This window comes from Chloracidobacterium validum (genome assembly GCF_018304825.1).
GTDB classification, from domain to species: domain Bacteria; phylum Acidobacteriota; class Blastocatellia; order Chloracidobacteriales; family Chloracidobacteriaceae; genus Chloracidobacterium; species Chloracidobacterium validum.
In genome coordinates this window covers 1433834-1459895 of record NZ_CP072648.1, presented here as the reverse complement: position 1 = coordinate 1459895, position 26062 = coordinate 1433834, and the positions used below count along the sequence as shown (strand labels likewise).

The window sequence follows — 26062 nt, the reverse complement described above, 5'->3', positions numbered from 1 at the left end:
ACTGCACGAGGTTAACACACTGCACTGCGCGCTATGCTTTGTCCGCTCGCCAACCGTTAGGGCGTTTAACTTGGTATTGTTCCGGTGGTGAGTTGCCAAAGCTTAACCAGGGCATCCGCGCCGCCTGACGCCAAGCGCAGACCGTCTGGCGCAAAGGCAAGTGACTGGGCTGCTCCATCGTGCGCCTCGACCGTAGCAACATTGGTAAGGTCGTCGGTAGTCCAGAGTTTGATCCGTCCATCCCAATCGGCTGAAGCTAGCCAGCCGCCGCTTGGCGATACCGCCAGGGCGCGGATTGCCTCCGTATGGGCTTCAATCATCCGAACCGGATTGGCTTTATCCGGCTGCCAGAGGCATAGCCGCCCATCTCGCCCACCGGAGATCAGGGTTTGGGTCGGCAGGTAAACCAATGACGTTGGAGCATGTCCGGGCAGGCGCAGCAGGGCCTGTTCCGTCTTTGAAATGAGGTCCCACAAGTAGATGGTGTCGTCCACTCCGCCGGACGCGAGGGTATGTCCATCGGGTGAAAGTGCCAGCGCGTCAATTGTTTTGACATGGCCGAGAAAGGAAGCAATCTGGCGCTGTCGTAGGGCATCCCAAATCTTGACCTCCGTATCACAGGCTGTGATGAGCCAGCGCCCACTGGAGGCAAACAAAACGGCGCGCACGGCGGTGCGATGCCCCAGAGAGCCAATCTCGACGGCATCCCGAAGTGTCCAGAGCCGCGCCGTGCCATCTGCTCCACCGCTTGCCAAGCGGAGTCCGTCTGGCGTAATCGCCACGGCGTTTACCGAGTACTCATGGCCGCTGAAAATGGCAATTTCACGATTGGTAGTCACATCCCAGAGGCGGATGGTGCCGTCCCCACTGGCAGATGCCAGCCAGTTGCCAGTTCCGTGGTAGGCCAAGCTTTTGACGACATGCTCGTGTCCGGTCAATGTCGCTCCCAGCGTCAGTTCAGCCGCCTTGAGCTGCGAGAGATCAAGCGTTGGAAAGCTGGCTGAGATCTTGGTGAGATTGAGCGCCGCAGCGGTGGCTTCGGCCTCCTGAAGAGCGTGCTCGAATTCGGCGTAGAGGGATAGCGCCGTCGCCTGTCGGCGTTCACGAGCTTTTGAGAGGGACTTGAGTACGACCCGCTCAACCTCCTCCGGTATGTCTGGTCGCAGCCGGCGCAGGAGGGGCGGTGGGTCAACAGCGTGCTGGATGATAACGGCCGAAGGCGTTGGCGCGTCGAAGGGGACGTGTCCGACCAGTAGCTCATAAAGCGTGACGCCAAGCGAGTAAATATCCGAAGTTCGGTCTAGCTCCTCGCCGCGGCACTGCTCCGGCGACATGTAATGTGGCGTCCCCATGACCAGCCCTGGCTCGGTCAGGTTCGAGACCGTGCCGGTTCGTTCCTTGAGCTTGGCAATACCGAAGTCCACGACCTTGATGATTTCCTCCCCAGACTCATTTGGGCCAAGCAGGATGATGTTGTCGGGCTTGAGGTCACGGTGGACGACGCCAGCCTCATGGGCAGCGTGAATGGCCTGACAAACCGGACGCAGAATCGTAAGCACGCGCTGCGGTGACAAGGTCGTGTGCCGTTCAAGCTCCTCGCGCAGAGAGTGTCCGGTGAGTAACTCCATGGCCAAGTAGGCCTGCCCCGTCGGCAACACGCCGAAGTCATACACGCTGATGACGCTTGGGTGATTGAGCCGGGCCGCCGCGCGGGCTTCCTGGCGAAAGCGTTCCAGGGTTTCATTGTTGGAAACGAAGTCTGGTAGGACAATCTTCAGCGCAATCGTCCGGTCGAGTTCAAGGTGGGTTGCCCGATAGACTGACCCCATGCCACCCTGGCCGATGAGCGCATCGAGACGATACTTGCCGCTAATGATGCGCGTCCCTGGAAAAGCTTCAACGAGATAGAGTCCGTCCTTCGTACAGCGCAGTTCCGTGTCGTCATAGCACTGCTTACAGATCGGGCAATATCGCATGGCGCCATCCGAAGGAGAAATAAAGCAGTACAGGCAGCATAGGTAGCTACTTGCCGCATGTCTAGCGTTGTTTATTGCAGGGATATTGTTGCATGGATGCTTTCAGTTCAACCTTATTCTGGTGGGGAGTGAGTCTGAAAAGCCAGGTCTGACCAGTCGTGATGCGGCTGATGGGATGGCTCTAAGTGAAAAAGCCATCCCGAGCTACTGGTCAAACCACCTGCCACCGCTGTGGGCTACTTTTGTTCCAAGCGCGAAGCACCGACACTGGTTGAAACCAGTGAACCACAGGCAGGCCTGCCTAGGTCACATTGGAGACCTTTCAAACACGCTCTCAAGATGTAGATGTATCGTCTGGCGATGCCTGGACTTGGGCGCGCAGCCGGGCGAGTTCGGCTTCGAGTTGGGCGCGGGCTTGGCGTTCGGCTTCGGCACGAGCCTCAGCTTCAAGCCGCGCCTGACGCTCGGCTTCTTTAGCTTGGCGTTCGGCTTCAGCGCGGGCTTCAGCATCGAGTTTCGCCCGGCGTTCAGCTTCGGCGCGGGCTTCGGCATCGAGTTTCGCCTGGCGCTCAGCTTCGGCGCGGACTTCGGCGTTGCGCCGGGCCGCCGCCTCCGCCCGCAACCGCTCCACGTCCTCCCGCGCCAACTCGCCCGCCGTCTTCCCATCCAGAAGCGGCCCAACCTCAAACGCCGCCCCACCCAACCCCTCCAACACAAACGCCTCCCCGCGCCGGTAGACCCTGACCTCCCCATACACCCCATCCGCCACCACCGGATGCCGATGCACCACAACCTGCCCCTGCTTCACGTCCACAATCACATACTCCCCAATCCCACGCCGCGCATACTCCTCCAACTTCACCACGTAGTCGTCCCGCCGATTCGCGCTCACCACTTCCACCGCCACCACCACCGTCTCTTCCTCCAGCCACACCACCCCACTCCGCCGCTCATCGCTCCCACCCCGTCCGTCTGCCTTCCGATACACCAGCCCGTCCGGTATCCGCACCGTATCCACTTCGGTCTGCAACCCAAGCTGGAGAACTTCGTAGGGCAGCCCGCGCTCGGCAATGGCGCGACAAAACAGGTGGAACAAGGCAGCAATGATGACTTGATGACGTTCGGCGGGCGGGGGCATCTCGACCGGAATCCCTCGGACCAGCTCGTAGCGGCGGTCTGGCTCACCGTAGTCAAGGAATGCCTCGACGGTCAATCGGTGGGGTGGGGCAAGGGCAACGGGTGCGGACATCGGGCGGAGTCCTCCCAAAACGAGCAACGACTTGGGCGCGAACGCCAGCGCAAACCAGTGTGCCGGAGACAACCAACTGGCCGCAAGGCGGAAGAAATAAAAAAACAGGTGGAGCGCAAAGCACCGAGTTTTTGGTACTCGGTAAGCCAATGTTGAAAACTCAAGGCTGAGCACTAAGCCGTGAAAGCATGCTAAGTGCCTATGTCAACTGTGCCCATGTCAACTTCGGGGCTCTTCAAATGTGCGCGAATAGGTCGTTAGCTTCAGTTTCAGGAATGTAATCGGAGTGAATTAGCTATCGTGACCACTTCCCGGTCATAACGGGCGCGGTGTGCAATCGGATAAACCAACTCAAAGCCGATTTGGACATCCGAGCGCATCAGTTTTTTGAGGTAAAAAATCTGCTGTCCATCGGCTTCATACCCCGATATGACCAAGAACGTTTTGCCGGTACGCCGGTAAGTAATCTGCCGCCGACTTTGGGCACAGCGTTGGAGTTCCCTGCGTAAGGCTTCAGCGGGTTTCTCTCCCAGCACGTTGTACCCGCCCCAGACGCTTAGGACCGCGCCATCTGAGTTTGTGAACGCTTGGCCATCCCCATTGTCAGATTCACCCTGCGCCGTGAAATCTGCCGGGTAAAGGATGTGGTAGCCGAAGCGCGTGTTAGTGTAGGTCTGGAAGCGAGCTTGGGGCAGGTCTTGGGCAACTATTGGGGTTGGAACGAGTCCCCATAGCCAGCCCAGCGCGGCCAAACTAACGAGTATCCTGGCGTATCGTCGAGTTTTGGGCATGGTCTTATCGTTGATTCTTCCGCCTAAGTGTTTTTCGCTAAAGCGGGCGGCGGTCGCGGTACCACGGACCTTTGAACCGCATCGCGTTGGCAATGCTGCGTCCAGGGTTGAGAAAGCTACGTACCATCCCGCGCCAGAACCGGTTCCGAACGCGGTTTTCAAAGCGTTGGATAAGGTGCTTGTCCAGTGCATCTTCCCCAATCAGCCACAGCGTCCCAACTGTGGGTGTGATGACCAAATCCACGTAAGACATTGGACTTTTGCCATCGGGGCGGGGCGTGCGCCCTACGTTGCCGAGCGAGGCTTCGCTGATAGGACCCAATTCAAACTGCGTACTGTAGGCCGCCGACCAAGCCATCGCTTTCATCCGGCTCTTCCAATAAGCTTTCTTGGTTGGTTCAAACTCTAGGTAGCGACCACGTGGATCATTTTGAATCTGAATGTAGCCGGACGCCGCACCCATGATTGGGTGCCCGATATAGTTGACGAGGAAAGGGTCGCCATCCCGCCAGCCGCGCAAGTTGCGAACGGACTGGAACCAATCGCGGAAAAACGGACCCTTGATTTCCTTGCGCGTGCCATCCTCGGTGGCGAACCGGAGTGCGTGTTGCAAGCTGTTGAAAAGTGCTGATTGGCGCAAGGCCTCACCCCACTGAAAACGCTGTGATGGCGAGCTATCGCCCTGTGACGAAGCTTCCTGGTCGTCTGTTGCCTTGGCGTCTGAACCGGCAACCGGCGCTGGGTTGACACGATTCGAGGGCGGTAACCATGCCCGCTCACCCCAAGCCGAGGCATCGGCTGGGCGGATGACAAGGCGTGCCGGTTGGATGAATGAGCGGTTGAGCAAGGAATCCGGTGGCGTGTCCTCGGATGGAGATGAAGATGTGTCGCTGGGAGACCATCGGATGTGAAGTGGCTTGATGTCGTTTGGCGCAGCAGGTTCAGGCAGGGTACCTTGCGCCCAGACTGGAAGCCCCGAAAGTAGCCCAAAGATCAGGATGCCCAGCGCAAGCTTGTCCATCGTTAGGGCGTCGAGCAGTGTTCTTAAGATGGATGTTACATGGGTGTAAGGCTTTGGTCTCATATAGGTGCTTTGTTCCTTGGCTTATTGGTAAACTAAAATATGAAAGGAACGCCTATGTGGTTTCTCAAGCGTTCATCCCGGGGTTTGTGCGTGCCCAAATGCCTCTGGCTGATTGGGATGCTCCTGAATGGATTTTTGGTTGTCAGCGCCCAGTCTGAGTCTGGCAATGCTGGCATCGAGGGGGTTGTCACGGCGCAGTCCGGTGCGGCCGTCGCCGGGGCCACCATTACCATCAAGAGTAAAGAAACTGGTTACATCCGAACTGTGACCACAGACGCCAACGGGCGCTATGCCGCCGGAGTGCTTCCCGTTGGCCTATACGAAATCGAAGCTGTTTTATCAGGTAGTCAGCCAGGACGGCAACTGGTCAAGTTGACGGTTGGCAACACCGAACGGGTGGATTTGACCCTTGAAACCGAAGGGATCAACGAAGTGATTGAAGTTACGGCCGACCAAGGCATTGTGGACGTTCAAGAGTCGGCGTCCGGTCTCAATATCAGCGAACGGGCGATTCGGGAACTGCCGGTGCGTGGACGTAACTTTGCTGAATTTTTCCAACTCCAGCCCGGTGTGATGCAAGAGCAGGATCGAAGTGGGCTGGTCGTGGCCGGTCAACGCTCGATCAACTCCAACGTGGCGGTCGATGGCGCTGACTTCAACGACCCACTCCAGGGCAATCAGCGCGGCGGCAATGAAGCCGTTTTCTTCTTTCCACAATCGGCCGTCCGTGAGTTTCAAGTTGTCCGCGCCGGCGCCAGTGCTGAGATCGGACGCACCAATGCCGGCTTTCTCAATGTCGTCACCAAGAGTGGCACCAATGAGTTTCACGGGGAGGCCTTTTACTTCAATCGCAATCGCTTTCTCACGTCACCGGATGCCTTTGGGCGCGATCTGGACAATCTTCAAAACCAGTTTGGCGGAAGCATCGGCGGCCCCATCAAGCGTGACCGGGTCTTTTTCTTTGCCGCTATCGAACAAAACTTTCTGCGCGTCCCGTTTGTCGTGAGCTTCAACGTTCCGACCGGACAAACCCTGCCCCAGGTCTTGCGCGACCTCGAAGGCGAAAAGCGCGGCACGAATAATCCGACGGCGTTGTTTGTGCGCGGCGATTATATTCTCAACGGTCGCAATACCCTCAACACGCAGTACAATTACACCCGGCTGCGCGGCGATAACTTCAACTTTGAAAATGCGCGTCAAACGGCGGCAGAATCAGTCAACTATTCCCGCCAAAACCGCAGCCATGGCTTCAAGACCAGCTTAGTGACGGTCGTGACGGATCGCTTCGTGAATGAGCTGCGCGGGCAGATTGCCGGGGACGACCGCGATGAGGTGCCGAACTCACTTGACTCACAGATTGACATTTCTGGCGTTGGCACAGTGGGCGGCGACAACGGTCGTCCACGCACCTTCCGTACGCGCCGTTTCCAGCTCTCCGACAACGTCAGCTTTACGGGTGGGCGTCACCAGTTGCGCTTCGGTTTTGATTTGAACTTCAACCGTGTCCAGCAGCAACGAGCCGCCGCGATCCAGGGTCGGTATGGCTTCACAGGCGGGAGCGCCTTGCTCAACTACACCCGCGCGCTGACGGGGGTGAACACCATCAATCGTTATCGCGGCTTTCTGCCGGGAACACCGCAGGAACCGGCCACCTTTCGTGGCGTCCAGCAAGAGATTTCGGCCTTTATCACTGACAAGATTCGAGTGCTACCGACGCTGACCATCACCTTGGGTCTCCGCTGGGAAGGGCAGTTCAATCCGCAACCGATTTCGCCCAACCCAGATATACCCGAAACGCAAGAGATTCCCAATGACTTGGAGCAGTGGCAGCCACGCCTGGGGCTAGCGTGGAATGTGAACGGCGACAAGAAGACTGTGGTGCGCGCTTCGGCCGGACTCTTCACTGCGCGTACCCCGGCAACGCTTTTTCAGCGCGTCAATACGGAAAACGGCATTGTGAACCTGGCCATTGATACCAACAACATTCCATCTGGAGCGCGGCGCAACGCCTTGTTGGCAGCTATCTTCCCATCGTTTCCACGCGCCTTGCCCACGCTCCCGGCCGGCTTTGCGCCGATTGACTTTCCGCAGCGCATCTACGGCTTTGCGCGGGACTTCCAAAATCCGCGTTCCTTCCAGGCTTCGCTGACGATTGAGCGCCAACTGTCGAAGAACTGGGCCGTGACAGTCGGCTTCATCCGCAACTCGACCTGGGATTTGCAGCGCCGCGTCAACCGGAACTTACCAGCTCCGGGCAGCCCCGGCCACATCGTCGTGGGCAACTCCGGCTATGTCTTTTTCAATACCGCCTTCCGTCCGATTCAGGTGTTGAACGGACGCAACTACGGACCCATTCTCATCAACGAGTCATCCGCGCATTCGAGCTACAACGGTGGAACGCTGACCGTCACCCGGCGCTACGCCAACCGCTTTCAGCTCACAGCCAACTACACCTTTTCCCGGACCATGGACGATGACTCAAACGAGCGCAATTTCAATCAAGAGTTCGCCATCAATCCTTTCAACCTCAAGTTGGAACGCGGGCTGTCCAAGCAGGACATCCGCCACAACTTCAACCTCAGTGGGTTGGTGGACTTACCCTACGGTTTCATCGTAAGCGCGATTATCGTGGCGCGGTCTGGTTTACCCTACACGGCCATTATTGGCGACGATGTCAACAATGACGGCAACGACAACGACCGGGCTATCATCAACGGGGTGGTTGTGGGGCGGAATAGTTTTCGCCAGCCAAACTTCTTCAATCTCGACCTGCGCGTGGTGAAAGGTTTTCGTTTTGGTGAAACCAAACGTCTCGACTTCCTGGCCGAGTTTTTCAACGTGACGCGCAATACCAACAAAAACTACGACGTTGACGCCATTGCCGTCGTCGAAGGCCCCCGTCCACTTGCCAATGGCACGCTTTCGACGGCGGCACTCAACCCGGCCGGGTTCTTGCCATTCAGCGCGCCTTCAACCGCGCGATTTGGCGGCCCGCGGCAGGTGCAACTCGGCGTGCGTTTTACGTTCTAAACGTCATTGTTTACTCAAGGAAGATGGATGCCGCGCGGTGGAGTCCCTCACCTCCACCGCACTGGCTTCAAGGCACTGGGCATGGTGAGTGAATTGGCCCCGGCCGCGCAAGCCCGGTCAGACGCGCGCCTTAGCCGGCACGACCGTCTTCAAGCGCCTGCATGACGCGCAGCACTAGGTCTTCACGCCAGGGACGCGCCACAACCTGGACACCAACCGGTAGGCCGGCACTCTCGCGTTCGACCTCTCTGGCCGTTCGTCGCGCAAGGTCGAGCACATCCGGGCGGTCACTTTCCTCGCCGGGTCTAACCACCGTCCACGGCACCACCCCAGCCGGCATCCCCAGCACGTTGTACAGCGCCGTGTAGCTGGCCGCCTCGGCCGTATAGGTGCTCGCGCCGTGGGTAAGCGCCGGTAGTCCGTCCGCGGGGCAGAGAATGACATCGCACCGCTGCTCATCGAGCCGGGCGAGAAAACGCTCCCGGTAGCGCTTCTGGGCCTCGACAAGCTGCCAGTAACCGCCGGCCGTGCGCGACCGGGCCGCGCGTAAAAGCCGGGCTGTGGCGCGCTGTCCGGTCACATCGGCCAATCGCGCCAGCCAGTCACGGACGACATTGGGCAGTCCGCTCAAAACAAGGAACGGCCAGAGCGGAGTCCAGATTGGCTCCGCATAAAGCAGGTCACGCGCATAGCGCAGATTGTCGGCAAAGAGGATGCCGATGAACAATCCGAAGGCTTCCGTTACATCGGGTGGCGTCCAGGGGATGACGTCCGCGCCACGCCGTTCGAGCGCATCGGCCGCTTCCCGCACGGCCCGCCGGATGGCCGGCGACGGCGAAAACAACCCGTTGTCGAGGTAGTAAGCGACGCGCAATCCCTGACCGATCGGCGCGTGCTCCGGTTCGACCCACGGCACCGGCGGTACGCTTGGATCGGGCGGTATCGGCGTCTCGGCTGCGGTCAAAACCTGCATTGCCAGCCCCAAATCGGCAACCCGGCGCGCCATTGGGCCCGGTTGGCACACAATGGCTTCCATGCCTGGAAACACCTCCGCATGACCCTGCATGGTCAAGCGGTTAGCCGTTGGCTTGAGCGAAGCAATGCCGCAGGCGTGTGCCGGGAGCCGCAGGCTCCCGCCGATGTCACTGCCCAAACCAAGCGGTGAACCAAAAGCGGCAATGATGGCAGCTTCGCCACCACTGCTTCCGCCAGGCGTGCGCCGAGCATCCAGAGGATGGGTTGTCCGTCCATAGAGGGGGTTTTCACACTCGTTCGCCATGGCGATTTGTGGCAGGTTGGTTTTGCCCAGAATGATTGCCCCGGCCTGGCGCAGGCGGGTAACCAGCGGCGCGTCCTGAGCTGCCCGGCTGCATGCGCGTTGCACGAGTCCCAGGGTCGTGGGTGTGTTGGCGACATCAAAGGATTCCTTGATGGTGATCGGCAAGCCGTGCAGTCGCCCAATGGCGTCTCCCCGTGCCCGCCGGGCGTCAGCTTCGGCAGCGGCTTGCCGGGCTTCCTCGAAGCAAGTCACCACAACCGCGTTGAGCTGTGGGTTGACGGCCTCAATCCGTTCGATGTGTGCCTCGACAACCGCCTGGGCCGTGACCTCGCCCAACGCGAGTCGTCGGACGAGGTCGCCAGCGCTCATCTGCACCAATGGATTCTCAGGAGCGGGGAGCCGGTCAGCCATCGGCGCGTAACCTCCCGATAGGTTTTGGTTAGCGTTGTACGTACTGCGGGGGTGGCGACGTTGGGATCGCTGTCCGCGCCGGGGCAGGCGCCTGCGGCGGAAGCTGGTTCGGAGGGGTGGCATTCGCTGTGTTGTCCGTGAACATTTCCTTGAACATGCCAACCGATGACAGCACGTTGGACGCTTCGACCGGCATGAACACGACTTTGCTGTTTTGGCTCTGGGCCATGTCACGCAGGGACTCGATGTAGCGCCCCATAATCAAGTAATGGGCTGGGTTGCCGGCGCCGGCGAGCGACTGGGCAATCATTTGAATGGATTTAGCTTCGGCATCAGCCGCCCGAAGCCGAGCCTGGGCCGCGCCATCGGCGCGCAGAATTTGCATCTGGCGTTCGCCTTCGGCGCGGGCAATGGCCGCTTCGCGCTCACCTTCGGCGCGGGTGATCGCGGCCTGCTTTTCGCCTTCGGCCTGAAGCACGAGGGCGCGGCGGTTGCGTTCGGCCGTCATCTGCTTTTCCATCGTGACCCGTACATCTTCCGGCGGGTTGATGTTACGAACTTCGACGCGCGTGACCTTGACACCCCATTTGTTGGTCGCGCCATCCATAACCATCCGCAGCTTGCTGTTGATGACATCACGCGACGAGAGTGTTTCATCTAGGTCCATTTCACCCATCACGCTCCGCATGGCCGTGATGGTCAACTGGATGATGCCACCCGACAGATCAGAGACTTCGTACACCGCTTTATAGGGATCGGTAATCTGCCAGTAGATGACGGAATCTACCCCAACCGTGACGTTGTCCTTGGTAATGACTGGTTGCATTGGAAGGTCGGTGTATTGCTCGCGGAGGTCAATGTACTTCATGCCAAATGGAAAGCCTGTCCAGGTGACACTTCGCGGCGCGTCAATGAATGGCACGATAAGGTGTGGGCCGCTGCCGAGAATCCCCGCATACTTACCAAGTCGCTCCAGGACCAAAACCTGCATCTGCGGTACGATCCGAACGGCACTTGCCAGAAAAATCAAAACCACAATGGTGATGAAGATACCAAAAAGCAACAGAAAGCCTTCCATGACAACCTCCTAAGTTATCCCGCCAAGTTTGGCTAACAACGGGTACGCTACTTCCAACTGGTTTCCGCTAACTGACTTGTCTCTCATTGGTTTGCTTGAGGGCTTTCCAATCTGGTGTTTGCTGAACCGGTCGCACGTGAAGCTGGTTGCCCTCGATGCGGACGACCTCACACTCTTCGCCCAGCGTGAGCTGATCTCCGGTTACCGGAAGCGCCGTCCATACTGTGCCGTCGAGTTCAACCTCGGCTGCGCTCCGCGAACCCCTACTTCCCGTCACCACCAAGCCTCGTTTCCCAATCAGACCTACTTCGTCAGGTGGGGAGACGGGCGCGGTGGATTGGTTGAGCCAGCGCAGGAAAATGCGTCGCGTGCTCAGCGTCAGGGCGGTTGAAGCCCCAACAAATGTAAGCAGTTGGATGGGAAGGCTGAAACCAAGGGCCGCAACCAAAGCGGCTGCCCCGGCGCCAATCCCAAACCACAGCGCAATGAAGCTCACCGTCGAGATTTCGGCCACGGCAAACACGGCCGCCAGGATGAGCCAGGCCATCCATAGATACTCGGCGATATCCTGCATGATGCTGCTCTCCTTTGCTCACAAGTACGTCTGGGTCGCGTGGAAAGTTTTGAGACGTGGCTGGAATGCAGTCTCAATCAGTAAACGTTTAGGCAAGTAAACCAAAGGGTAACATAGAACACGCCTGCGTTGAGAGAGCGACTGTTTCGGACGTAACACGCCAGTGGGCGCTCGGTTGAGAGGCTGTGCTTGGTTGAGAGGCTGCGCTTGGTTGAGAGGCTGTGCTCGCCGCCAACGACCGTTGCCGGTCGAGTGGGGAATCACACTTGACGGGAGCAACCAGGAAGCATAGAAAATGTCTCAAACAAGTGTTTCAATCAAACGATTGAAATGGTGAGTTTATGAACATGCATCGTCACAGCACATGGGCCTGGATCGCGCTGGTTGCCGTCGGACTGGCGCAAACAGCCGTATCGGCACAGGAACGTTCCCCGGAAGCTGGCCCGCCAGAGACCACCCCAGTGACCCAGCGTCTGGTCGCCGGAATCGTTCGTCCGGTGGAGACGGACGTGAACCAATCGCCCGCGCCGCCGGAGCAAGACCTCACCGAGCAAGCCCGCCGCCAGGCAGCGCTCGAACCACGAGTCGGCGTGACACCCGGATTGAGCCGTCCGCTGGCCTTGCGCGATGCCATCTTGATGGCCTTGCGCGCCAATCCAGAAGTTGAAATTCAGCGGATTGCCGTCCAGCAGGCGGCCTTTGATGTGACACGCACCAAGGGTTTTTACGACATCACGTTGACCAATCAGTTTTCGTACGCGGCGCTCCGCAATCCAGCGGTCAATCCCTTTGCCGGCGCGGATGAAAATGGCGCGGTCGAGCTGCGCACCGCGCAGAATGCCTTTGCCTTCACGAAGCCGTTGATGACTGGCGGTCGCGTTGGTGCGGAAGTCACCCTGGCGCGCCAGGACACCACCAATATCTTTGCCGGCGTGAACCCGCTCTTTACCTCCCAAGTGACGTTTACGTTCACGCAGCCACTATTTCGCAACCTTCGGACGGATGAGTCGCGGCGCCAGATCGAGCTGGCGAAAAAGCGCCTGACGCTGTCGGATTCGCAGTTTCGGCAGCGCGTCATTGACATTGTGGCGCAGGTTCAGTCGGCTTACTGGGATTTGGTCTTTGCCCGGCGTGAGGTCGAAATCCGGGCCGAAGCGGTGGCGCTGGCGCGCATCCAGCTCGAACAAAACCGCCGTTTCGTCGAAGCCGGCACGGCCGCGCCCGTGGACATCGTCTCAGTCGAAGCCCAGCTTGAACAGCGCCAGGAAGAGTTTCTCTTGTCACTGGAGAACTTGACGCGGGTGGAAAACGCACTCAAGTCACTAATGGTTGATCAGCGCCAGTCAGCACTGTGGCAGGAAGCAATTATCCCAACCGAGCAAGTCAATCTTGAACCGGTCAACATCTCACTCGAAGAAGCCGTGCGCGCCGCTTTGACCAAACGCCCGGAAATGGAGCAGTTCGACATTCAAAAGGCTTCCAACGAAATTGACGTCCAATTTTTCCGTGACCAGCTTCGTCCGCAGTTGGATTTCGTCGGCTCATACAGCTTGCAAGGCTTGGCCGGGACGCCGCTGCCCATCACCACCAATCCATTTGCTGGAGGCTTCAACACGGCCGTCCTCGACCGCCTCAACCTGCTTTCGGCCAATGCTGGCCTCGGCCCGCTCGTCATCCCACCGCCTGTCAACCAGACGCCAGGGGTGTTTATCGGCGGATTTGGGACAAACCTCAGCAACCTTTTTACGAAAAACTTCTACGGCGTGCGCGTTGGCGTCAATATGAGCTTTACGCTCAACAACCGAGCGGTCCAGGGCGCGCTCGGTCGGTCCCTGGCTCAGAATCGGTTGATTGATGCTCAGCGCCAGCGGTTTGAGACGCAAATCGAGAGCGAAGTGCGGAATGCGCTTCAGTCCGTACAAACAGCGCTGCGGCGGGTGCAGTCGGCGCGCGCCTCACGGGTCGCGGCCGAAGCGCAATACGCCAGCGAGATGCGCCGCTATCAGGTGGGCGAGTCCACCAACTTTTTGGTTCTCGATCGCCAAAATGCGCTGTCGGGCGCGCGCGGCCGTGAAATTCGCGCGCTGACCGACTACAACAAAGCCGTCGTGGCGCTCCAGCGGGCCATGTCCACGACGCTCGACGCCAACAGCTTGACGGTCAAGGCGTCGGATGGCGCGCATCCGGCTGATGTTCAGCCAAGTGTTGAGCCAAATCCATGAGACTTGGTGTATGAAAGCGTTGCTTCGCCATTCTTTCATGCGTCAGTGGGCGGCGGATTGGTCGCCACTCCGGGGGCGTGCGTTTCGGCTTTATTTCAGTGGTCAGGCGGTGTCGCTCCTTGGTACCTGGATGCAGATTACTGCCCAGTCCTGGGTTGTATGGGAGTTGAGCCACTCGATGCGGGCGCAGGGGATTGTGGCGCTTCTGGGGGCTGTCCCGCTCGTTTTACTCGCGCCTTGGGCCGGGGCTGCGGCTGACCGTTTCGACCGCCGGAAACTCCTCATCGTCGCGCAGGTTGCGGCTATGGGGCTGGCCTTTGCGCTGGCCTTACTGGTGCAAACTGGATTGATTCAACTTTGGCACGTTTATGGACTGTCATTGCTGCTTGGCGTGGTGGCGGCGGTCGAGATGCCCGCGCAGCAGGCTTTCATCGGTGACTTGGTTGGGATGGCCGAGATACGCAAGGCCCTGGCCCTCAACGGCATCATCGTACAGCTTGGGCGCACCGTCGGGCCGGCGCTGGCCGGCTGGGCCATTGCCCACATCGGCATTGCAGAGGCCTTTTGGGTCAACGGCGTTAGCTTTCTTGCCGTAATAGCCAGCCTTTTGGCCATTCGCGTTGTCACGAGCGAGCGCGTGGTCAGCGCGGATGACCGACCAGGTGGCTTTGATGAGGCTGTTCGCTACCTGTTGGCACAGCCGCGCCTCCTCGATTTGCTGGCGTTCACAACCTTGGCATCGTTTTTTGTGCTGTCGAATTTGACCATCTATCCGGCACTGGCGACGGTTGTTTTGGGTGGCGACTCCCGGACCTTGGGCTGGCTCCTTGGCGCTTCTGGAATCGGCGCCCTCATTGGTTCGGTGCTGGTAACCCACCTTAGTCGGGCGCTGCCGCGTGTGGGGTGGGCGCTGGTTGGGTGCTCGATATGGGCCGGCGCCATGATTCTTTGCAACTCGTTCAGTCGTACGCTTCCGACGGCGATGGCCTGCATCGTGGCAACGGGCTTGACCGTCCCATTTATTTTCACCACCGCCAACGGGCTGACGCAGATGCTTGCACCTCCACAGATGCGCGGCCGGCTGTTGAGCATCCTGCTCATGGTAGGTTTTGGCTTGCAGCCTATCGCTGCAATCGGCGTCGGCTGGATTGGCGACCGGTTTGGCGCGTCACAGGCGCTGTTTTTCAACGGTTGCTGCTTGGTGCTGGGCGGCGCGGCCATGGCCGTCCGCCATGGTTTGTTGACTTGGCAAGTCGGCAATGGTACGCCCAGCGTTGCCCACCAGGATGAACCGTTGCCGGCGCAAGTTTGAACCAGCTTGTTTGAACCAGCTTGAATGAGCGGATCGCTCTAACACGTGGAGGCCTCAGCCAAGTAGCCCATGACTTCTCCGACCTCGCTTGAAACCGGACCGTCCCCAGCGGTGGTATCGCCAAACGAATCGAACGGATCGCCGCGCCGGCGGCGGGCAGTAGATGGTGACGCGGACGCCAAGACGCGCCTGCTCATCGTGGCTGAACGGCTTTTTGCCGAACGTGGCTTTACGTGCACAAGCATCCGCGACCTGGCGGCAGAAGCCGGCGTCAACATCGCTGCCGTCAACTATCACTTCCGCAGTAAGGAAGAGCTTTACCTCGAAACGCTGCGCCATGCGATGCGGCGCGCAAAAGACATCACGCCACACTTCGCGCGGATTCTGCGCGCAGCACAGCGCAGCGGCACACCCGAAGCCGCCCGGCAGGGGATTGCCCAGTTCATTACGGCATTTGTCACGCATCTCTATGGGCGGCAAGGGGAAACGGACTACTCTCCGGCGCTGATGTCGCATGAAATGCTGCATCCGACCGGGGCGCTCGACATCGTCGTGCGGGAGTTCATTGAACCCCGGTTTGAGATTCTCAAGGCGCTTATCCGGCTCGCGCGGCCCGACTTGAAACAGGAAACCGATGTCGCACTCCACGCCTTCAGCATCGTTGGGCAGTGCCTGCACATGCACTTTTGCCGTCCGATTACCTTGCAACTGGCGCGGGAGAACAGCTTGACACCCCGGTTCGTCAAGCGGGTTGCGCGTCACATTGCGGCGTTTTCGCTGCGGGCGCTGGCGCCGCCGAACCCTCCGGCCGCAGATGCGGAAATAGAATCACATCCCGAATCGAACGCTGATTCGTCAGCAGCATGACGAGCCGGTCAATGCCGATTCCTTCGCCGGCTGTTGGTGGCATCCCGTAGGACAGCGCCCGGATGAAGTCTTCGTCGAGTGGCATGGCTTCGACGTCACCTTTGGCCCGTTCCGCCAGTTGTTGCTCGAAGCGCCGCCGCTGTTCGTCTGGGTCGTTGAGTTCTGAAAAGGCATTGGCGCACTCCATCCCACCAATGAAGAGTTCAAAGCGGTCCACGAAGTTTGGGTCATCGTCGGCATGGCGCGCGAGCGGGCTGAGTTCGGTTGGGAAGCGGGTGATGAACGTTGGTTGAATCAAGTGCGGCTCGGCAACCTGCTCAAACAGCTCACCAAGGCACTTGCCGTAACCGGCGTTTGGTGGGATCGGTAGGCTGAGACGCTGGAGTGCGCGCGTTACGCCGTCAAGGTCGGCAAGGTCGGTCGGCTGCGGTTTGTCATCGGTCGGCCAGTAAGTGGCGATGGCCTCCTGCATCGTCAGCCGCCGCCACGGACGCGCAAACGAAATCGTGGCTTCTCCGTATGGAATCGTCTCGGTCTCGCAGGTTTGGGCCACGACGTTCGTGATGAGGTCTTCGGTGAGCGTCATGAGGTCTTCGTATGTGGCATAGGCTTCATAGAATTCCAGCATGGTGAATTCCGGGTTATGGCGCGTCGAAAGCCCCTCATTGCGAAAGTTGCGGTTGATTTCGTAAACCTTTTCAAAACCGCCCACAATCAGCCGTTTCAGGTACAGCTCCGGCGCGATTCGCGCATAAAGGGGCATGTCGAGCGCGTTATGGTGCGTCACAAATGGTCGCGCCGTCGCGCCGGAGGCAATCGGGTGCAACATAGGCGTTTCGACTTCGAGGTAGCCCCGCGCGTCAAAGAAACGCCGAATCGCCTGGATGATCTTGGCCCGCTTGACGAAGACCAGGCGCACATCGCGGTTGGCGATCAAGTCGGCATAGCGCCGCCGGTAACGTAACTCGATGTCCTGAAGCCCGGAATGCTTATCCGGGGGCGGTAGGATGGCTTTGGTCAGAAAGGTGAGCGTGGTGGTGTGGACGGAGAGTTCGCCAGTGCGCGTCCGAAAGAGCTTGCCTTCGACGCCAATGAAGTCCCCCAGGTCGAGCAGCTTGAAGAGCGTCCACTGGTCTTCGGGGAGTTCATTTTTCCGCAGGTAGGCCTGGAGGGTTGCCGTGCCGTCCGTGAAGCGAAGAAAGGCGGCTTTGCCCATGAGATTGATGGCCTGGATGCGTCCGGCGACGCGCACTGCCTGACTCGCAGCTTCCAGCGCCTCGGTCGAAAGGTCGCCATAGGCGGACACGATGGCGTCAATCGTGTGGGTTCGCGCATAGCCGGCCGGGTAGAGCGGCAATCCGAGCTTTTGGATTTCAGCCAAGTGCCGGCGGCGTTGTTGGGTATATTCGTTGTCTTCCATGGCGGTTGCGTGACTGAACTCAACGTGACTGAACTCAATAAGCGTCGGGCTTCCCGTAACACATCACGTTCCGATGACTTTCATTCGGCGCAGGATACGTGCCAACTCGATGCGTCCGCGATTGATCCGGGACTTGACCGTGCCTTCGGGAATCTGAAGCTTTTCGACGATTTCCTGGTAGGTCATTTCTTCGATGTCGCGCATGATGACGCACTGGCGCAGGTCAGGGGAAAGTTTCTCGATGGCCTGCATGATTTGCAGGGATTGCTCCTTGCGCTCGATATGGCGGTGGGGATGGTCCGTGCTGCTACGCAAGTGGTGGACATGGACTTCGATATCTTCGCTGCCGTCCACCGGCTGGCGTTGCCGGCGACGATAGTCATCAATAATCAAATTGCGCGCCAGCCGGAGCAGCCAGTTGGGGAGGTCGCCGACGTCCGGGTTGTACTGGTCGAGTGAACGGTAAATCTTGAGAAAAACTTCCTGCGTCAGGTCTTCGGCCTGCTCGTGGCGTCCGACAAACTTGTAGGCCAGGTGATACACCCGTCGGGAGTATTGGCGGACGAGGTGCTCCCAAGCCGCCGCTTCACCGGCGCGGCAGCGGTCCACCAGCTCGATGTCCGCCGCGCGGTCCCGTGAGGTATCGCCCGGTGACTGGGAAATTTCCTCTAGCTCGGCGATGGCGGCGTGCTGCTCAGCCGGCAAGTCTTTCAGAGCATCAGGCGTATCCACCGCCGCGCTCGGCAAGGCGCTCGATGGTAGGGCTGGGGTGGTATCTGACGAAGCCATCGGAAAACTATGCGAAGCACCTGGTCAGGGGGTATTGTCCCTGCGAAGTTACGCTTTTTAGGTGAGCAAGTCAAAATCCGGGTTGCCAAAAAAAGGCGATGGGCAGAGGGCCCATCGCCTGGCTTCAAGCTTTGTTTGCTTTGGTTTAGAACGTGTAACGCAGGGCAAACTGCATAATCCGGGGCGGTCCTTGGGTGAGCGTAAAGCGTCCGAAGTTCGGCCCTGGTGTGCTGGTGGTCGAGTCCTGCGGAAGCTGGTAGTTGACAGTCTGCGCTCCGGTCAGCCTAGCCGTGTTGGTGGCGTTGAAAACCTCCCACCGGAAAAGCAAGGTTTGCTTTTCACTCCACGGCATGCGGAAGTACTTGCCCAACCCAAAGTCGAGCGACACGAAGCCTGGATCGCGCAGGATATTCCGCCCACCGGTTTCGCCAGCGCGTGGATTACGGAAGGTCTGCGAGGCTGCGGCTGGGTCACGGAACAAGTTGGGGCGTCCACCGGCTCCGTTGCGCGTTGGTGATGATGAAATCGGACGCACCGGGACGCCGTTGCTTTGCACGTTCCAGTTGGTCGCCCAGCGCCGCCCGTCAAACGGGGCATCCACCGGCAGACCGGAGTTCCACCGGAAAATGGTCGTCAACTGCCAGCCGCCGATAAACGCATCCGCCCAGCGGGGGATGTCGGAGGCAAAGGCACGCCCACGCCCAACCGGAATGTCCCAAATCGAGTTGACGTTGATGATATGCCGCGTGTCGAAATCCGAGAAGGAACGGTTATCCTGGGGCCGGATCGGGTTGAGGATCAGCGCGCTGCCAAACTGCCCGAAGCGCTGGAGTCCCGATGCCGTGTCGAGCGATTTCGACAGCGTGTAGTTGAAGTCCCAAGTCAGTTGGTCTTTGTAGCGTTGCCGCACCGAAAGCGTAAAGCCGTGGTAGTCCGATGTGGCAATGCTGCCCCAAGCGGCGAGCGTTCCGTATTGGGGCTGGAAGAAAATTGGCGTGCCGGGACGCCCGTCCGTGCGGAAGAAGAAGTTGGCGTAGTCAAAGGCCAACTGGAGCGTGGTCCAGTCGCTCCCAGCAATGCCGTCAATGACGCCAATGCCCGGAACCGGAATCCGCGCAATTGAAGCATAGACCGCCTGGGTTGGGGTCAGCCCCCGGAAAGCATCCTCATCGCCCACGAAGAAATCGCCGAGCGCGCCGATCAGGTCAACCCCAGGGAAAAGATTGGTGAAGTAAGCTAGGTTGGGCACTGCCGACAACGGCGCATTCCGGTCGCGCAGGTCGGCGAGGATGCCGGCGACGGTGTACCAGTCTTGTCCTGACTGCGGATCGCGCAGGTTGTTGAGTGCCGCCACATCGCGGGTAGCCAGCAGGTTGCGTCCAATCCGTCCGACGTAGGAGGCTTCAACGTACAGTCCGGCCGGCAGCTTGCGCCCAATCGTCGCGTTGAAGACATGGTTGTAAGGCGCGCGGACCGTTGCATCGAGGGATTGCTCAATCGCTTGAATGCGCCCAAATGACGACGGCTGCTGGCGGGGGAAGGTCAGTTGCCCCGGAATCGTGATGAGCGGAAGCCCGCGCACCTGTTGACCGACACCGGTGATTAACGGGCCGGGGCGAGTGGTGACGTTGAAAGAGTTGGCTGGCGTCAACGACTGTGACGAAAAGCCAAGCGTGTTGTTGTTGTCGAACTGGAAAGCAATTTGCGTTCCGTAGTAATCGTTGATCAGCCCGTAGCCACCACGCAGGATGGTGTCACCCTCATTCCCAAGCAACCGCTTCCAGAAGCCACCTTCGGCGCTGGGCGACCAAGCAATGGCAAAGCGGGGTTGCCAGTTGTTCCAGTCAATTTCGTAGTTACCCGGCTTACCGTTTGCCGGCCCGGCCAGGTCCACCACGATGCGGTCATTGAACGGCACACCGGTTTCCATGCCGCGCAACCGTCCCTGAAAGTACTCGCCCAGGGGAACGGTCGTCCGCGCTTGCAGTCCGTTTTGCTCATAGACCGGACGACTGACGCTGTAGCGGATACCATAAGTGAAGGTCAGATTGGGACGAATCCGCCACGTATCCTGAATGTAGCCTTCGTATTCTTCGGTGGCGACGTCGCGCCGAATGGGAACGCCACTGTTGAGCAGCGAGCCATCGCGGGTGAAGTTGAAGTTGGCTGAGTACTGCGATGCCCGTCCGATAAGTGCCGACATCGCCACCTGAACCGGGCTGCGAAAGCCGGTGCTGATGGGAAAGCCGGCGGCAATAATGGGGTTGGAGAGAACGGCCCCGCTTTGCTGGTAAAACGAGAAGTTGGCAATGACCGCATCGAAGGAGCGGGCTGAGTTGTCCACCTTGTTCCGAATCAGGCGCACGTTGCCGCCAAATTGGAACGAGTGGCTGCCTTTGATGAGTGTGAAGTCATTGACGAAGTTATACACGGGCGACACCCGCGAGAGTGACCGTGAAAATGCAAATGGCTGGAACACGTCGCGTAGGTTGAGCGAGTTTTGGTTAGAGTCGCCACCCAGGGTAAACGCATTGCGCGTGATGCCAAATCGGAACACATTGATTTTATTGTTGGAGATGGTCCAGGTGTGGCTGACCGCCATCCCGGTTGGGTGCTCCCAGGCGGTTGGGGTGGGCGTGTCTGGAAACTGCTGGGCAGCGCGCGCGCTGTTGTCAAACTGATAGTTGAGACGCGCTGAAAGGACATGCCGGCTTTGGCGATCCACATTCCAGTCAAAGCGCGCAATGCTGGTGTTTTGGCGGACCGGCAGCGGCGCGTTGAAGGTAAAGCCACCCGTGTTGAGACCATCGCCAACCTGGTCATTGTTGACCGGGTAGCGCTGTGCGGCCTGCGCCATGAGCTGGAGCGTGACCGGGTTGAGACCAACGGCCGGGAAAATTGCCTCCAACTGTGGACGGGTCAGGGTTGTGATCCCCCCACCGGGGTTGATAAACCGAAGCGTCCCCTGTCCCATCGTGGGCCGTGGCACGAGGCGGGTCACCGGCGTACCCTTGGCTTCCCGGAGTCCTTCGTAGGTGAAAAAGAAAAACAGCCGATCTTTGACGATGGGCCCGCCAATGGCGCCACCGAACTGATTCCGAATCAGTTGTGGCCGTCGCGTACCGGCCAGGTTATTGAAGAAATCGTTGGCCGCCGTGATGCTATTGCGGTGGAAGTGAAACAGCGTGCCGTGAAACTCATTCGTGCCGCTTTTCGTGACCAGTGAGATTTGCGCCCCAGAAGAGCGCCCCTGGTTGGCGTCGGCATTGACCGTCGTGACCCGGAATTCGCTCACCGAATCAGGGGTGACGCGCAAGACCGGTGTGAAGGCGAAGCCGTTGACCTGATCATTGACATCTACCCCATCAAGGGTGATGTTGGCTTGGTCGCTGCGTCCGCCGGCAACATAGCCATCGGCCGTGACGCCGGGTTGCAGGCTCAACAGCGCGGCGACGTTACGTCCCTCGAGCGGCAACTGTTTGATCTGTTGCTCGACGAAGTTGTTGCCCAAGCTGGCGTTTTGGGTGTTGATGACCGCGTCGAGCGAGCTGGCCGAAACCGTCACGATTTCGTCCGTACCACCGACTTCGAGCGCGACCGAAACATCCGTGGTCTTGTCAACGAGACCCTGGATGTTTTCGATCACTTTCTTTTTGAAGCCGTTGGCCTCGATGGTCAGGTTATAGCGGCCGGTGGTCAGGTTGCTGAAACTGTACGTGCCGTTGTTGTCGGTGGACTGTGTGCGGGATGTGCCCCGGTCGGCGTCCGTCAAGGTGACGGTCGCGCCGGCAATGACGCGCCCTTGCTCGTCCCGAATGGTGCCGGCAATGCCCGTTGCTCCCGATTGCGCCATCGTCGGGGTGAAGCTGCCCACCAGCAAGACCAAGAGCAGGACTGCCCATCGCGTCCAGGCACAAGCGTAGTCAGGTTGTTTCGACATGCCTAGATCACTCCTCTCTCTGGGGTGTGACGTTGTTTTGAGACACCAACCACGAAAGACCGGGGCGAAGCCAGTCTGGACGGGCTGGTGCGTTATCCAAGCTTTGGTGATGCTCCGTGTTGTAACACACGTTTCACGCTGTGGAAACTAAAAAGACTATGCCGACTTCTGGCAGGCACGGATTGGGTGAGTCGTTGGGGACGGGCGACTTACCGCAGTTCAGTGCTCCGTTGAGCTGCATTGCCGTCTCTTGTCTGGCTCGATCACGAAAGTCGCTTGCTCAGGATGATGGGCTTGCGGTATTGACGCCGACTAGAACGGTTGTGGATGAGCCAGGCTATATAGCTTCAGATAAAGTTCTTTGTGTCATGTCTATTGGCTTTGTCATTCTTTCGCATAGGTCCCAAGACTGGCGGCTACTGGCAAAACTCCTTCCCCGTCTGCGTGAGCTGGGCGAGGTTGACATTGCGCTCCACCACGACACCTACCAGTCAGCCGTGGATACTGCCTTGGTCAAGCGCTATGGCGTGCGACTGATACCACCCGTCGGACGTACTTACTGGTCACATATCAGCAAAGTGTTTGCCATCGTACGTGGGCTAGAATGTTTGTTCCGCTTGCCGCGTCCTCCCCGGTGGTATGCCACCCTGTCGCCGAGTTGCTATCCCATTAAGTCGGCCGGTGAAATTGTCGCCCAACTTTCTAAGCTCACGGCGGATTTCTACGTTGACATGCGTGAGGTGGACTTTCAGTCCACGGGGTTGGAACTTGACCGATACGTTGAGGAAGCCGTTGCCAAGCGCACGATTGGTCATGTCCCTTTCGTGTCGCGACGTGGGCGCTTTTACTGGCGTCCCATTAGGGTTCGTCGCCCACGGTCAGTCATTCCCTTTGGGAAACACTTCCGGCTTTTTCACGGTTCAGACTGGTTTTTGCTTGGACCGCAGGCCGTTGCCCACATCCTCGATGCGGATATTCCACAGCATCCGGTGACACGGTTTTACCTGGAAGCTTACTCGCAAGCTGGCACCCAGTCGCCCTGCCCAGTCGAGACTCTCTTTCAGAGCATACTTGGCAACGCGAACCATCTCGTCGGACAGCATCGCAACTGGCACTATATTGACTGGAATGGCGTGACTGACTGGCATCCGCGCATTCTGACCGAGGAACATTGGGAGCAACTGACGACATCGGATGCATTGTGGGCGCGCAAGTTTCACCCTGAGCGGAGTGAGCCGCTCCGCCGTCGCTTAGGTGCCGAAGTCCTCAACCGTGGATGAGTAAGCGTTTAGCGCATGGGACTCTTGACCAAGAGCGCAACTGGTGTTGATGGTGATTGCTTTCCGGGCGTCCCTTCCTTCTGGCACGAGCGCCAGATACGGTAATGTTGCCGCGAGCGAAACCGGTGGGTTGTGGAGCAGTGGCAGCGCGTGACATCCCTTCAACTTGAAAATACGGTGCTGGCCGGGCGCTACCTGATTCGGCAGCGCCTCGGCGTTGGGAGGCAGGCGGAAATTTTCCTGGCGCTGGATCAAGCCAGCGAGCAGCCCGTCGTGATCAAGGCCGCCAGTTTCCCTGGGCTGCGCGCGCCGTTGTCCGCCGAGGGGCAACATGGGCGCACCGTACGCTTCCGCCAAGAGGGAATTTGGCTCGACTATCTGCGCCACCCGCACATTGTGCCGTACTTGGCGGGCGGTGCGGCCCGCGACGTGGCCGGCGTCCAGTTTGACTATCACGTGCTTGAATACCTGGCCGGTGGGGATCTGGCTTCATTCAGCACATCACTAGGGGGGCTGTCCTTGACCGACGCCCTGCATCTGTTTCGGCAAGCTGTGGTCGCCTTGACCCATTGCCACAGCCTTGGCGTCATTCATCGGGATGTCGAACCGGCCAACTTGTTGCTGACAGCCGATCGCCAAACCCTCAAGCTGGCCGATTTTGGTTCGGCGACAAGTGATGAGGACCCTGCCGCCGGCCAGTGGAATGGTTACAGCCAGCCACATCTTTACCAACCGCCTGAATGTCAGCCTGGGCAGTGCGCGCCGCCTTCAGCCGCAACGGATGGGTACGCTCTAGCCAAGACGCTTTATGCCGTGTTAGCCGGTCGGCCACCACTGGAGCTGGTTGGCCAACCGATTACGGCCTTACCACCGCGGATGGCGGAGCATCCAAGCGCCGGCGCACTTCTCAAGGTGTTGAACCAGGCAACAGCAAGTTTCGTGACCGACCGCTATCCAAGTGTTGCCGCGTTTTGGGCTGATGTGGAGCGCGCGGCCGCAGTGGTCTCGCCCGTGGCGCTGTTGGTATCTGGGGATTCAAAAACCGGCGAACCTAACGCGACGGTCTCCCTACCCACGACGGACCACGGACACGCTGACGCAGCGCTGAAATCCGTTAGTTCCGAAGGATTGCTCAGGTCTGATCTGCCGTCGCCCGTGACAACGCGACTGATTGGGGTCGGCGTCGTTCTGGGCTGCCTTGTGTTGTTTATTGGCAGCTTGGTCGCGCTCTATCGGTTTGCGCGGGAGTCCGTCCGCGGGCAGCAGCGTCCACGCCCAGCGGCGGCATCACCGGCGCGCCCGCTTTTCCACGTCAAGATCGTCACGCCAACCAAGGTCCAAGCGGCCCCGCTTGAAAATCCCACCGCCCGCGATTGGATTGGAGAACTTTCAGCCGGTACGGAAGCCGATGTTCTTGAAATCCGTGGGCAGTTTTACCGGGTGCGCCCCCAGAAGTGGGTGCAGCGCAAATCAGCTTCAATCAGTGAAGGATGGGTTCCACGGGAAACCGTGGATGGTGGACTCTAACGGCCCGAAACTAGGGCGCTAGAACAGATGTGAACGCCTGCCTTCTTCACTTGGTCGCTTGCCGTACCCATTCCAGGTCGTGACTTGGCGTGTTCAGTGGTGGGGACAAGCAAGGCGCACCGTTTAGGAGTTTTCAGGCACGCTCTCAGGCGGGAGTATCTGAACGTCACGCGGCTTTGAGAACGTTCTCGAACTCGTCCGGCCGTGACCAGTGCACGATCGTTGACAGTCCTTCGACCAGCCGGAAGTCCTCTTCCTGCCAAACGTCCTCGGTATCGTCGAAGAGTGAAGCGAACGAAAGCGCGGGCTGTACGACGCGCAGGTGGCTCAAGTCGTACAGCCCGGTGACAACGTGTTCGGTCACTCGTCGCGCCGCCGCGCGCGAGCCGGTACTGAGCACAAACACTAGGCAGGTTCTCTGTGCCGTGCGCGTCTGATAGTCAACGGTCCACGAACGACCAGATCGACCCACGTGGCGAACTTCGCGCTCAAACGGAATAACCTTCTCCTGCAGCCAGTCACCCACCTCATCCGAGACGGTTTCCACGGCGCGCCTCCGAAGTGTGAACCAGAGGTCAGCGAGCCGCAGCGCGGACTGCCCGACGCGCACCACCGCCTGCGACACCGTGTTTTTTTCGCAGCGCAGCATAATCTGACCATGGAAAAACTCCACGCCCAGCGTCAGGCAAATGTCCTGCACCAGGCGGTATTGCTTCGCAGAGAGATGGCCTCTGACCGATTGCATACGCAGCCACCCCAGCGCCTCGCCGAAGTCGGTCACCTCGAAGCCGCCGTCACGCGGCAGCACAAAGACGTCGATTACTCCACCGTCCGGGTACATGAATGGCGTACGCACCCGCAGCACACCCTCTTTCGGGGCTGGGCTACATTCAAATAGCGACGACCAATCGGCCTGCAGGGCAGCACACAGCTCTTGGGCATTCATAGCGGCAGCTCATCTTGAATGTTCGGCTCAAACAGTGCATCCGCATGTGTGATTTTGGCTTCTGCGCAGAACTGCCGCCAGACTTGAACTAGCTTGTGCCAGGGTTCGCTGATGTCCGCTGGCACGTACGCTTCCTTGTCACGGAACGCTTCTGTCCAGCGATGTTTGTGCTTCTCTCCCACCCTCTGACAGGTCGGGTTATGGTGATCGGCGCCGAGGTCTAGTCCATAGATGCGTCCAGCACCGCGGTGGATGAGGGCGTATGTCAAAGTGCCCGCATTGCGGTT

Annotated in this window: 16 protein-coding genes and 2 pseudogenes; 6 read left to right on the top strand and 12 right to left on the bottom strand. The window is 59.2% G+C overall.

The window, feature by feature from the left end:
- Positions 1 to 65: 65 nt before the first annotated feature.
- The 4 genes from J8C06_RS06070 to J8C06_RS06055 form a co-directional block, all read right to left on the bottom strand.
- Positions 66 to 1976 carry a WD40 repeat domain-containing serine/threonine protein kinase gene (locus J8C06_RS06070; protein ID WP_211427837.1) on the bottom strand — a complete coding sequence of 637 codons (1911 nt, stop codon included), beginning with the start codon at positions 1974 to 1976 and terminating at the stop codon, positions 66 to 68.
- 334 nt (positions 1977 to 2310) lie between these two features.
- Positions 2311 to 3225 carry a Uma2 family endonuclease gene (locus J8C06_RS06065; protein ID WP_211427836.1) on the bottom strand — a complete coding sequence of 305 codons (915 nt, stop codon included), beginning with the start codon at positions 3223 to 3225 and terminating at the stop codon, positions 2311 to 2313.
- Between the two features lie 269 nt (positions 3226 to 3494).
- Positions 3495 to 4016, bottom strand: a complete 522-nt coding sequence (locus J8C06_RS06060) for a hypothetical protein (RefSeq protein WP_211427835.1) — start codon at positions 4014 to 4016, stop codon at positions 3495 to 3497.
- A 37-nt stretch (positions 4017 to 4053) separates the two neighbouring features.
- Positions 4054 to 5100, bottom strand: a complete 1047-nt coding sequence (locus tag J8C06_RS06055; RefSeq protein WP_211427834.1) for a hypothetical protein — start codon at positions 5098 to 5100, stop codon at positions 4054 to 4056.
- A gap of 54 nt (positions 5101 to 5154) precedes the next feature.
- On the opposite strand from J8C06_RS06055, the gene J8C06_RS06050 reads away from it, so the two are divergent.
- Entirely contained in the window at positions 5155 to 8130 is a 2976-nt protein-coding gene (locus J8C06_RS06050) for a TonB-dependent receptor (protein ID WP_211427833.1), read from the top strand.
- Positions 8131 to 8260: 130 nt separating this feature from the next.
- Here J8C06_RS06050 and J8C06_RS06045 read toward each other — a convergent pair whose 3' ends face one another.
- From J8C06_RS06045 to J8C06_RS06035, 3 genes are all read right to left on the bottom strand, one after another.
- Complete coding sequence (locus J8C06_RS06045; protein WP_211427832.1) at positions 8261 to 9820, bottom strand: amidase; 1560 nt, start codon at positions 9818 to 9820, stop codon at positions 8261 to 8263.
- A 28-nt stretch (positions 9821 to 9848) separates the two neighbouring features.
- On the bottom strand, positions 9849 to 10898 hold the full coding sequence (locus J8C06_RS06040) for an SPFH domain-containing protein (RefSeq protein ID WP_211427831.1): 1050 nt from the start codon (positions 10896 to 10898) through the stop codon (positions 9849 to 9851).
- Between the two features lie 67 nt (positions 10899 to 10965).
- A complete protein-coding gene (locus J8C06_RS06035) occupies positions 10966 to 11472 on the bottom strand; it encodes an NfeD family protein (RefSeq protein WP_211427830.1) in 507 nt (168 codons plus the stop codon).
- Between the two features lie 341 nt (positions 11473 to 11813).
- Between J8C06_RS06035 and J8C06_RS06030 the strand changes: the two genes are divergently transcribed.
- The 3 genes and pseudogenes from J8C06_RS06030 to J8C06_RS15290 all read left to right on the top strand — a co-directional run.
- Positions 11814 to 13694 carry a TolC family protein gene (locus J8C06_RS06030; RefSeq protein WP_211427829.1) on the top strand — a complete coding sequence of 627 codons (1881 nt, stop codon included), beginning with the start codon at positions 11814 to 11816 and terminating at the stop codon, positions 13692 to 13694.
- Between the two features lie 10 nt (positions 13695 to 13704).
- Positions 13705 to 15006 (top strand): MFS transporter, encoded by a 1302-nt coding sequence (locus tag J8C06_RS06025; RefSeq protein ID WP_211427828.1) that lies wholly within the window; start codon positions 13705 to 13707, stop codon positions 15004 to 15006.
- 69 nt (positions 15007 to 15075) lie between these two features.
- Positions 15076 to 15735, top strand: a pseudogene (locus tag J8C06_RS15290) (CerR family C-terminal domain-containing protein); the annotation flags it as partial.
- 13 nt (positions 15736 to 15748) lie between these two features.
- Here the strand turns inward: J8C06_RS15290 and lysS are convergent.
- The 3 genes from lysS to J8C06_RS06005 form a co-directional block, all read right to left on the bottom strand.
- Positions 15749 to 17293: a lysine--tRNA ligase gene (lysS, locus tag J8C06_RS06015; protein WP_211427827.1), complete on the bottom strand. Its 1545-nt coding sequence runs from the start codon at positions 17291 to 17293 to the stop codon at positions 15749 to 15751.
- 63 nt (positions 17294 to 17356) lie between these two features.
- The gene (locus J8C06_RS06010; protein ID WP_211427826.1) at positions 17357 to 18082 is read right to left on the bottom strand and encodes an RNA polymerase sigma factor; all 726 of its coding nucleotides are present in this window, start codon (positions 18080 to 18082) and stop codon (positions 17357 to 17359) included.
- A 145-nt stretch (positions 18083 to 18227) separates the two neighbouring features.
- A complete protein-coding gene (locus J8C06_RS06005; protein WP_211427825.1) occupies positions 18228 to 22022 on the bottom strand; it encodes a TonB-dependent receptor in 3795 nt (1264 codons plus the stop codon).
- 368 nt (positions 22023 to 22390) lie between these two features.
- On the opposite strand from J8C06_RS06005, the gene J8C06_RS06000 reads away from it, so the two are divergent.
- Together J8C06_RS06000 and J8C06_RS05995 are read left to right on the top strand one after the other, a co-directional pair.
- Positions 22391 to 23302, top strand: a complete 912-nt coding sequence (locus J8C06_RS06000) for a beta-1,6-N-acetylglucosaminyltransferase (protein WP_211427824.1) — start codon at positions 22391 to 22393, stop codon at positions 23300 to 23302.
- Positions 23303 to 23452: 150 nt separating this feature from the next.
- Positions 23453 to 24829 carry a serine/threonine protein kinase gene (locus J8C06_RS05995; protein WP_211427823.1) on the top strand — a complete coding sequence of 459 codons (1377 nt, stop codon included), beginning with the start codon at positions 23453 to 23455 and terminating at the stop codon, positions 24827 to 24829.
- 166 nt (positions 24830 to 24995) lie between these two features.
- On the opposite strand, the gene J8C06_RS05990 is transcribed toward J8C06_RS05995, so the two are convergent.
- Both J8C06_RS05990 and J8C06_RS15410 read right to left on the bottom strand, forming a co-directional pair.
- Positions 24996 to 25775: a DUF1828 domain-containing protein gene (locus J8C06_RS05990; protein ID WP_211427822.1), complete on the bottom strand. Its 780-nt coding sequence runs from the start codon at positions 25773 to 25775 to the stop codon at positions 24996 to 24998.
- Positions 25772 to 26050 (bottom strand): annotated as a pseudogene (locus J8C06_RS15410) (DUF6978 family protein); the annotation flags it as partial. The pseudogene J8C06_RS15410 and the gene J8C06_RS05990, both read right to left, overlap by 4 nt.
- Positions 26051 to 26062: the final 12 nt, after the last annotated feature.

What these genes read in the sequence shown, in the direction of transcription:
- J8C06_RS06070 (WP_211427837.1), bottom strand. Translation starts at nt 1,976, where the DNA reads ATGCGATATTGCCCGATCTGTAAGCAGTGCTATGACGACACGGAACTG.
- J8C06_RS06065 (WP_211427836.1), bottom strand. Translation starts at nt 3,225, where the DNA reads ATGTCCGCACCCGTTGCCCTTGCCCCACCCCACCGATTGACCGTCGAG.
- J8C06_RS06060 (WP_211427835.1), bottom strand. Translation starts at nt 4,016, where the DNA reads ATGCCCAAAACTCGACGATACGCCAGGATACTCGTTAGTTTGGCCGCG.
- J8C06_RS06055 (WP_211427834.1), bottom strand. Translation starts at nt 5,100, where the DNA reads ATGAGACCAAAGCCTTACACCCATGTAACATCCATCTTAAGAACACTG.
- J8C06_RS06050 (WP_211427833.1), top strand. Translation starts at nt 5,155, where the DNA reads ATGTGGTTTCTCAAGCGTTCATCCCGGGGTTTGTGCGTGCCCAAATGC.
- J8C06_RS06045 (WP_211427832.1), bottom strand. Translation starts at nt 9,820, where the DNA reads ATGGCTGACCGGCTCCCCGCTCCTGAGAATCCATTGGTGCAGATGAGC.
- J8C06_RS06040 (WP_211427831.1), bottom strand. Translation starts at nt 10,898, where the DNA reads ATGGAAGGCTTTCTGTTGCTTTTTGGTATCTTCATCACCATTGTGGTT.
- J8C06_RS06035 (WP_211427830.1), bottom strand. Translation starts at nt 11,472, where the DNA reads ATGCAGGATATCGCCGAGTATCTATGGATGGCCTGGCTCATCCTGGCG.
- J8C06_RS06030 (WP_211427829.1), top strand. Translation starts at nt 11,814, where the DNA reads ATGAACATGCATCGTCACAGCACATGGGCCTGGATCGCGCTGGTTGCC.
- J8C06_RS06025 (WP_211427828.1), top strand. Translation starts at nt 13,705, where the DNA reads ATGAAAGCGTTGCTTCGCCATTCTTTCATGCGTCAGTGGGCGGCGGAT.
- lysS (WP_211427827.1), bottom strand. Translation starts at nt 17,293, where the DNA reads ATGGAAGACAACGAATATACCCAACAACGCCGCCGGCACTTGGCTGAA.
- J8C06_RS06010 (WP_211427826.1), bottom strand. Translation starts at nt 18,082, where the DNA reads ATGGCTTCGTCAGATACCACCCCAGCCCTACCATCGAGCGCCTTGCCG.
- J8C06_RS06005 (WP_211427825.1), bottom strand. Translation starts at nt 22,022, where the DNA reads ATGTCGAAACAACCTGACTACGCTTGTGCCTGGACGCGATGGGCAGTC.
- J8C06_RS06000 (WP_211427824.1), top strand. Translation starts at nt 22,391, where the DNA reads ATGTCTATTGGCTTTGTCATTCTTTCGCATAGGTCCCAAGACTGGCGG.
- J8C06_RS05990 (WP_211427822.1), bottom strand. Translation starts at nt 25,775, where the DNA reads ATGAATGCCCAAGAGCTGTGTGCTGCCCTGCAGGCCGATTGGTCGTCG.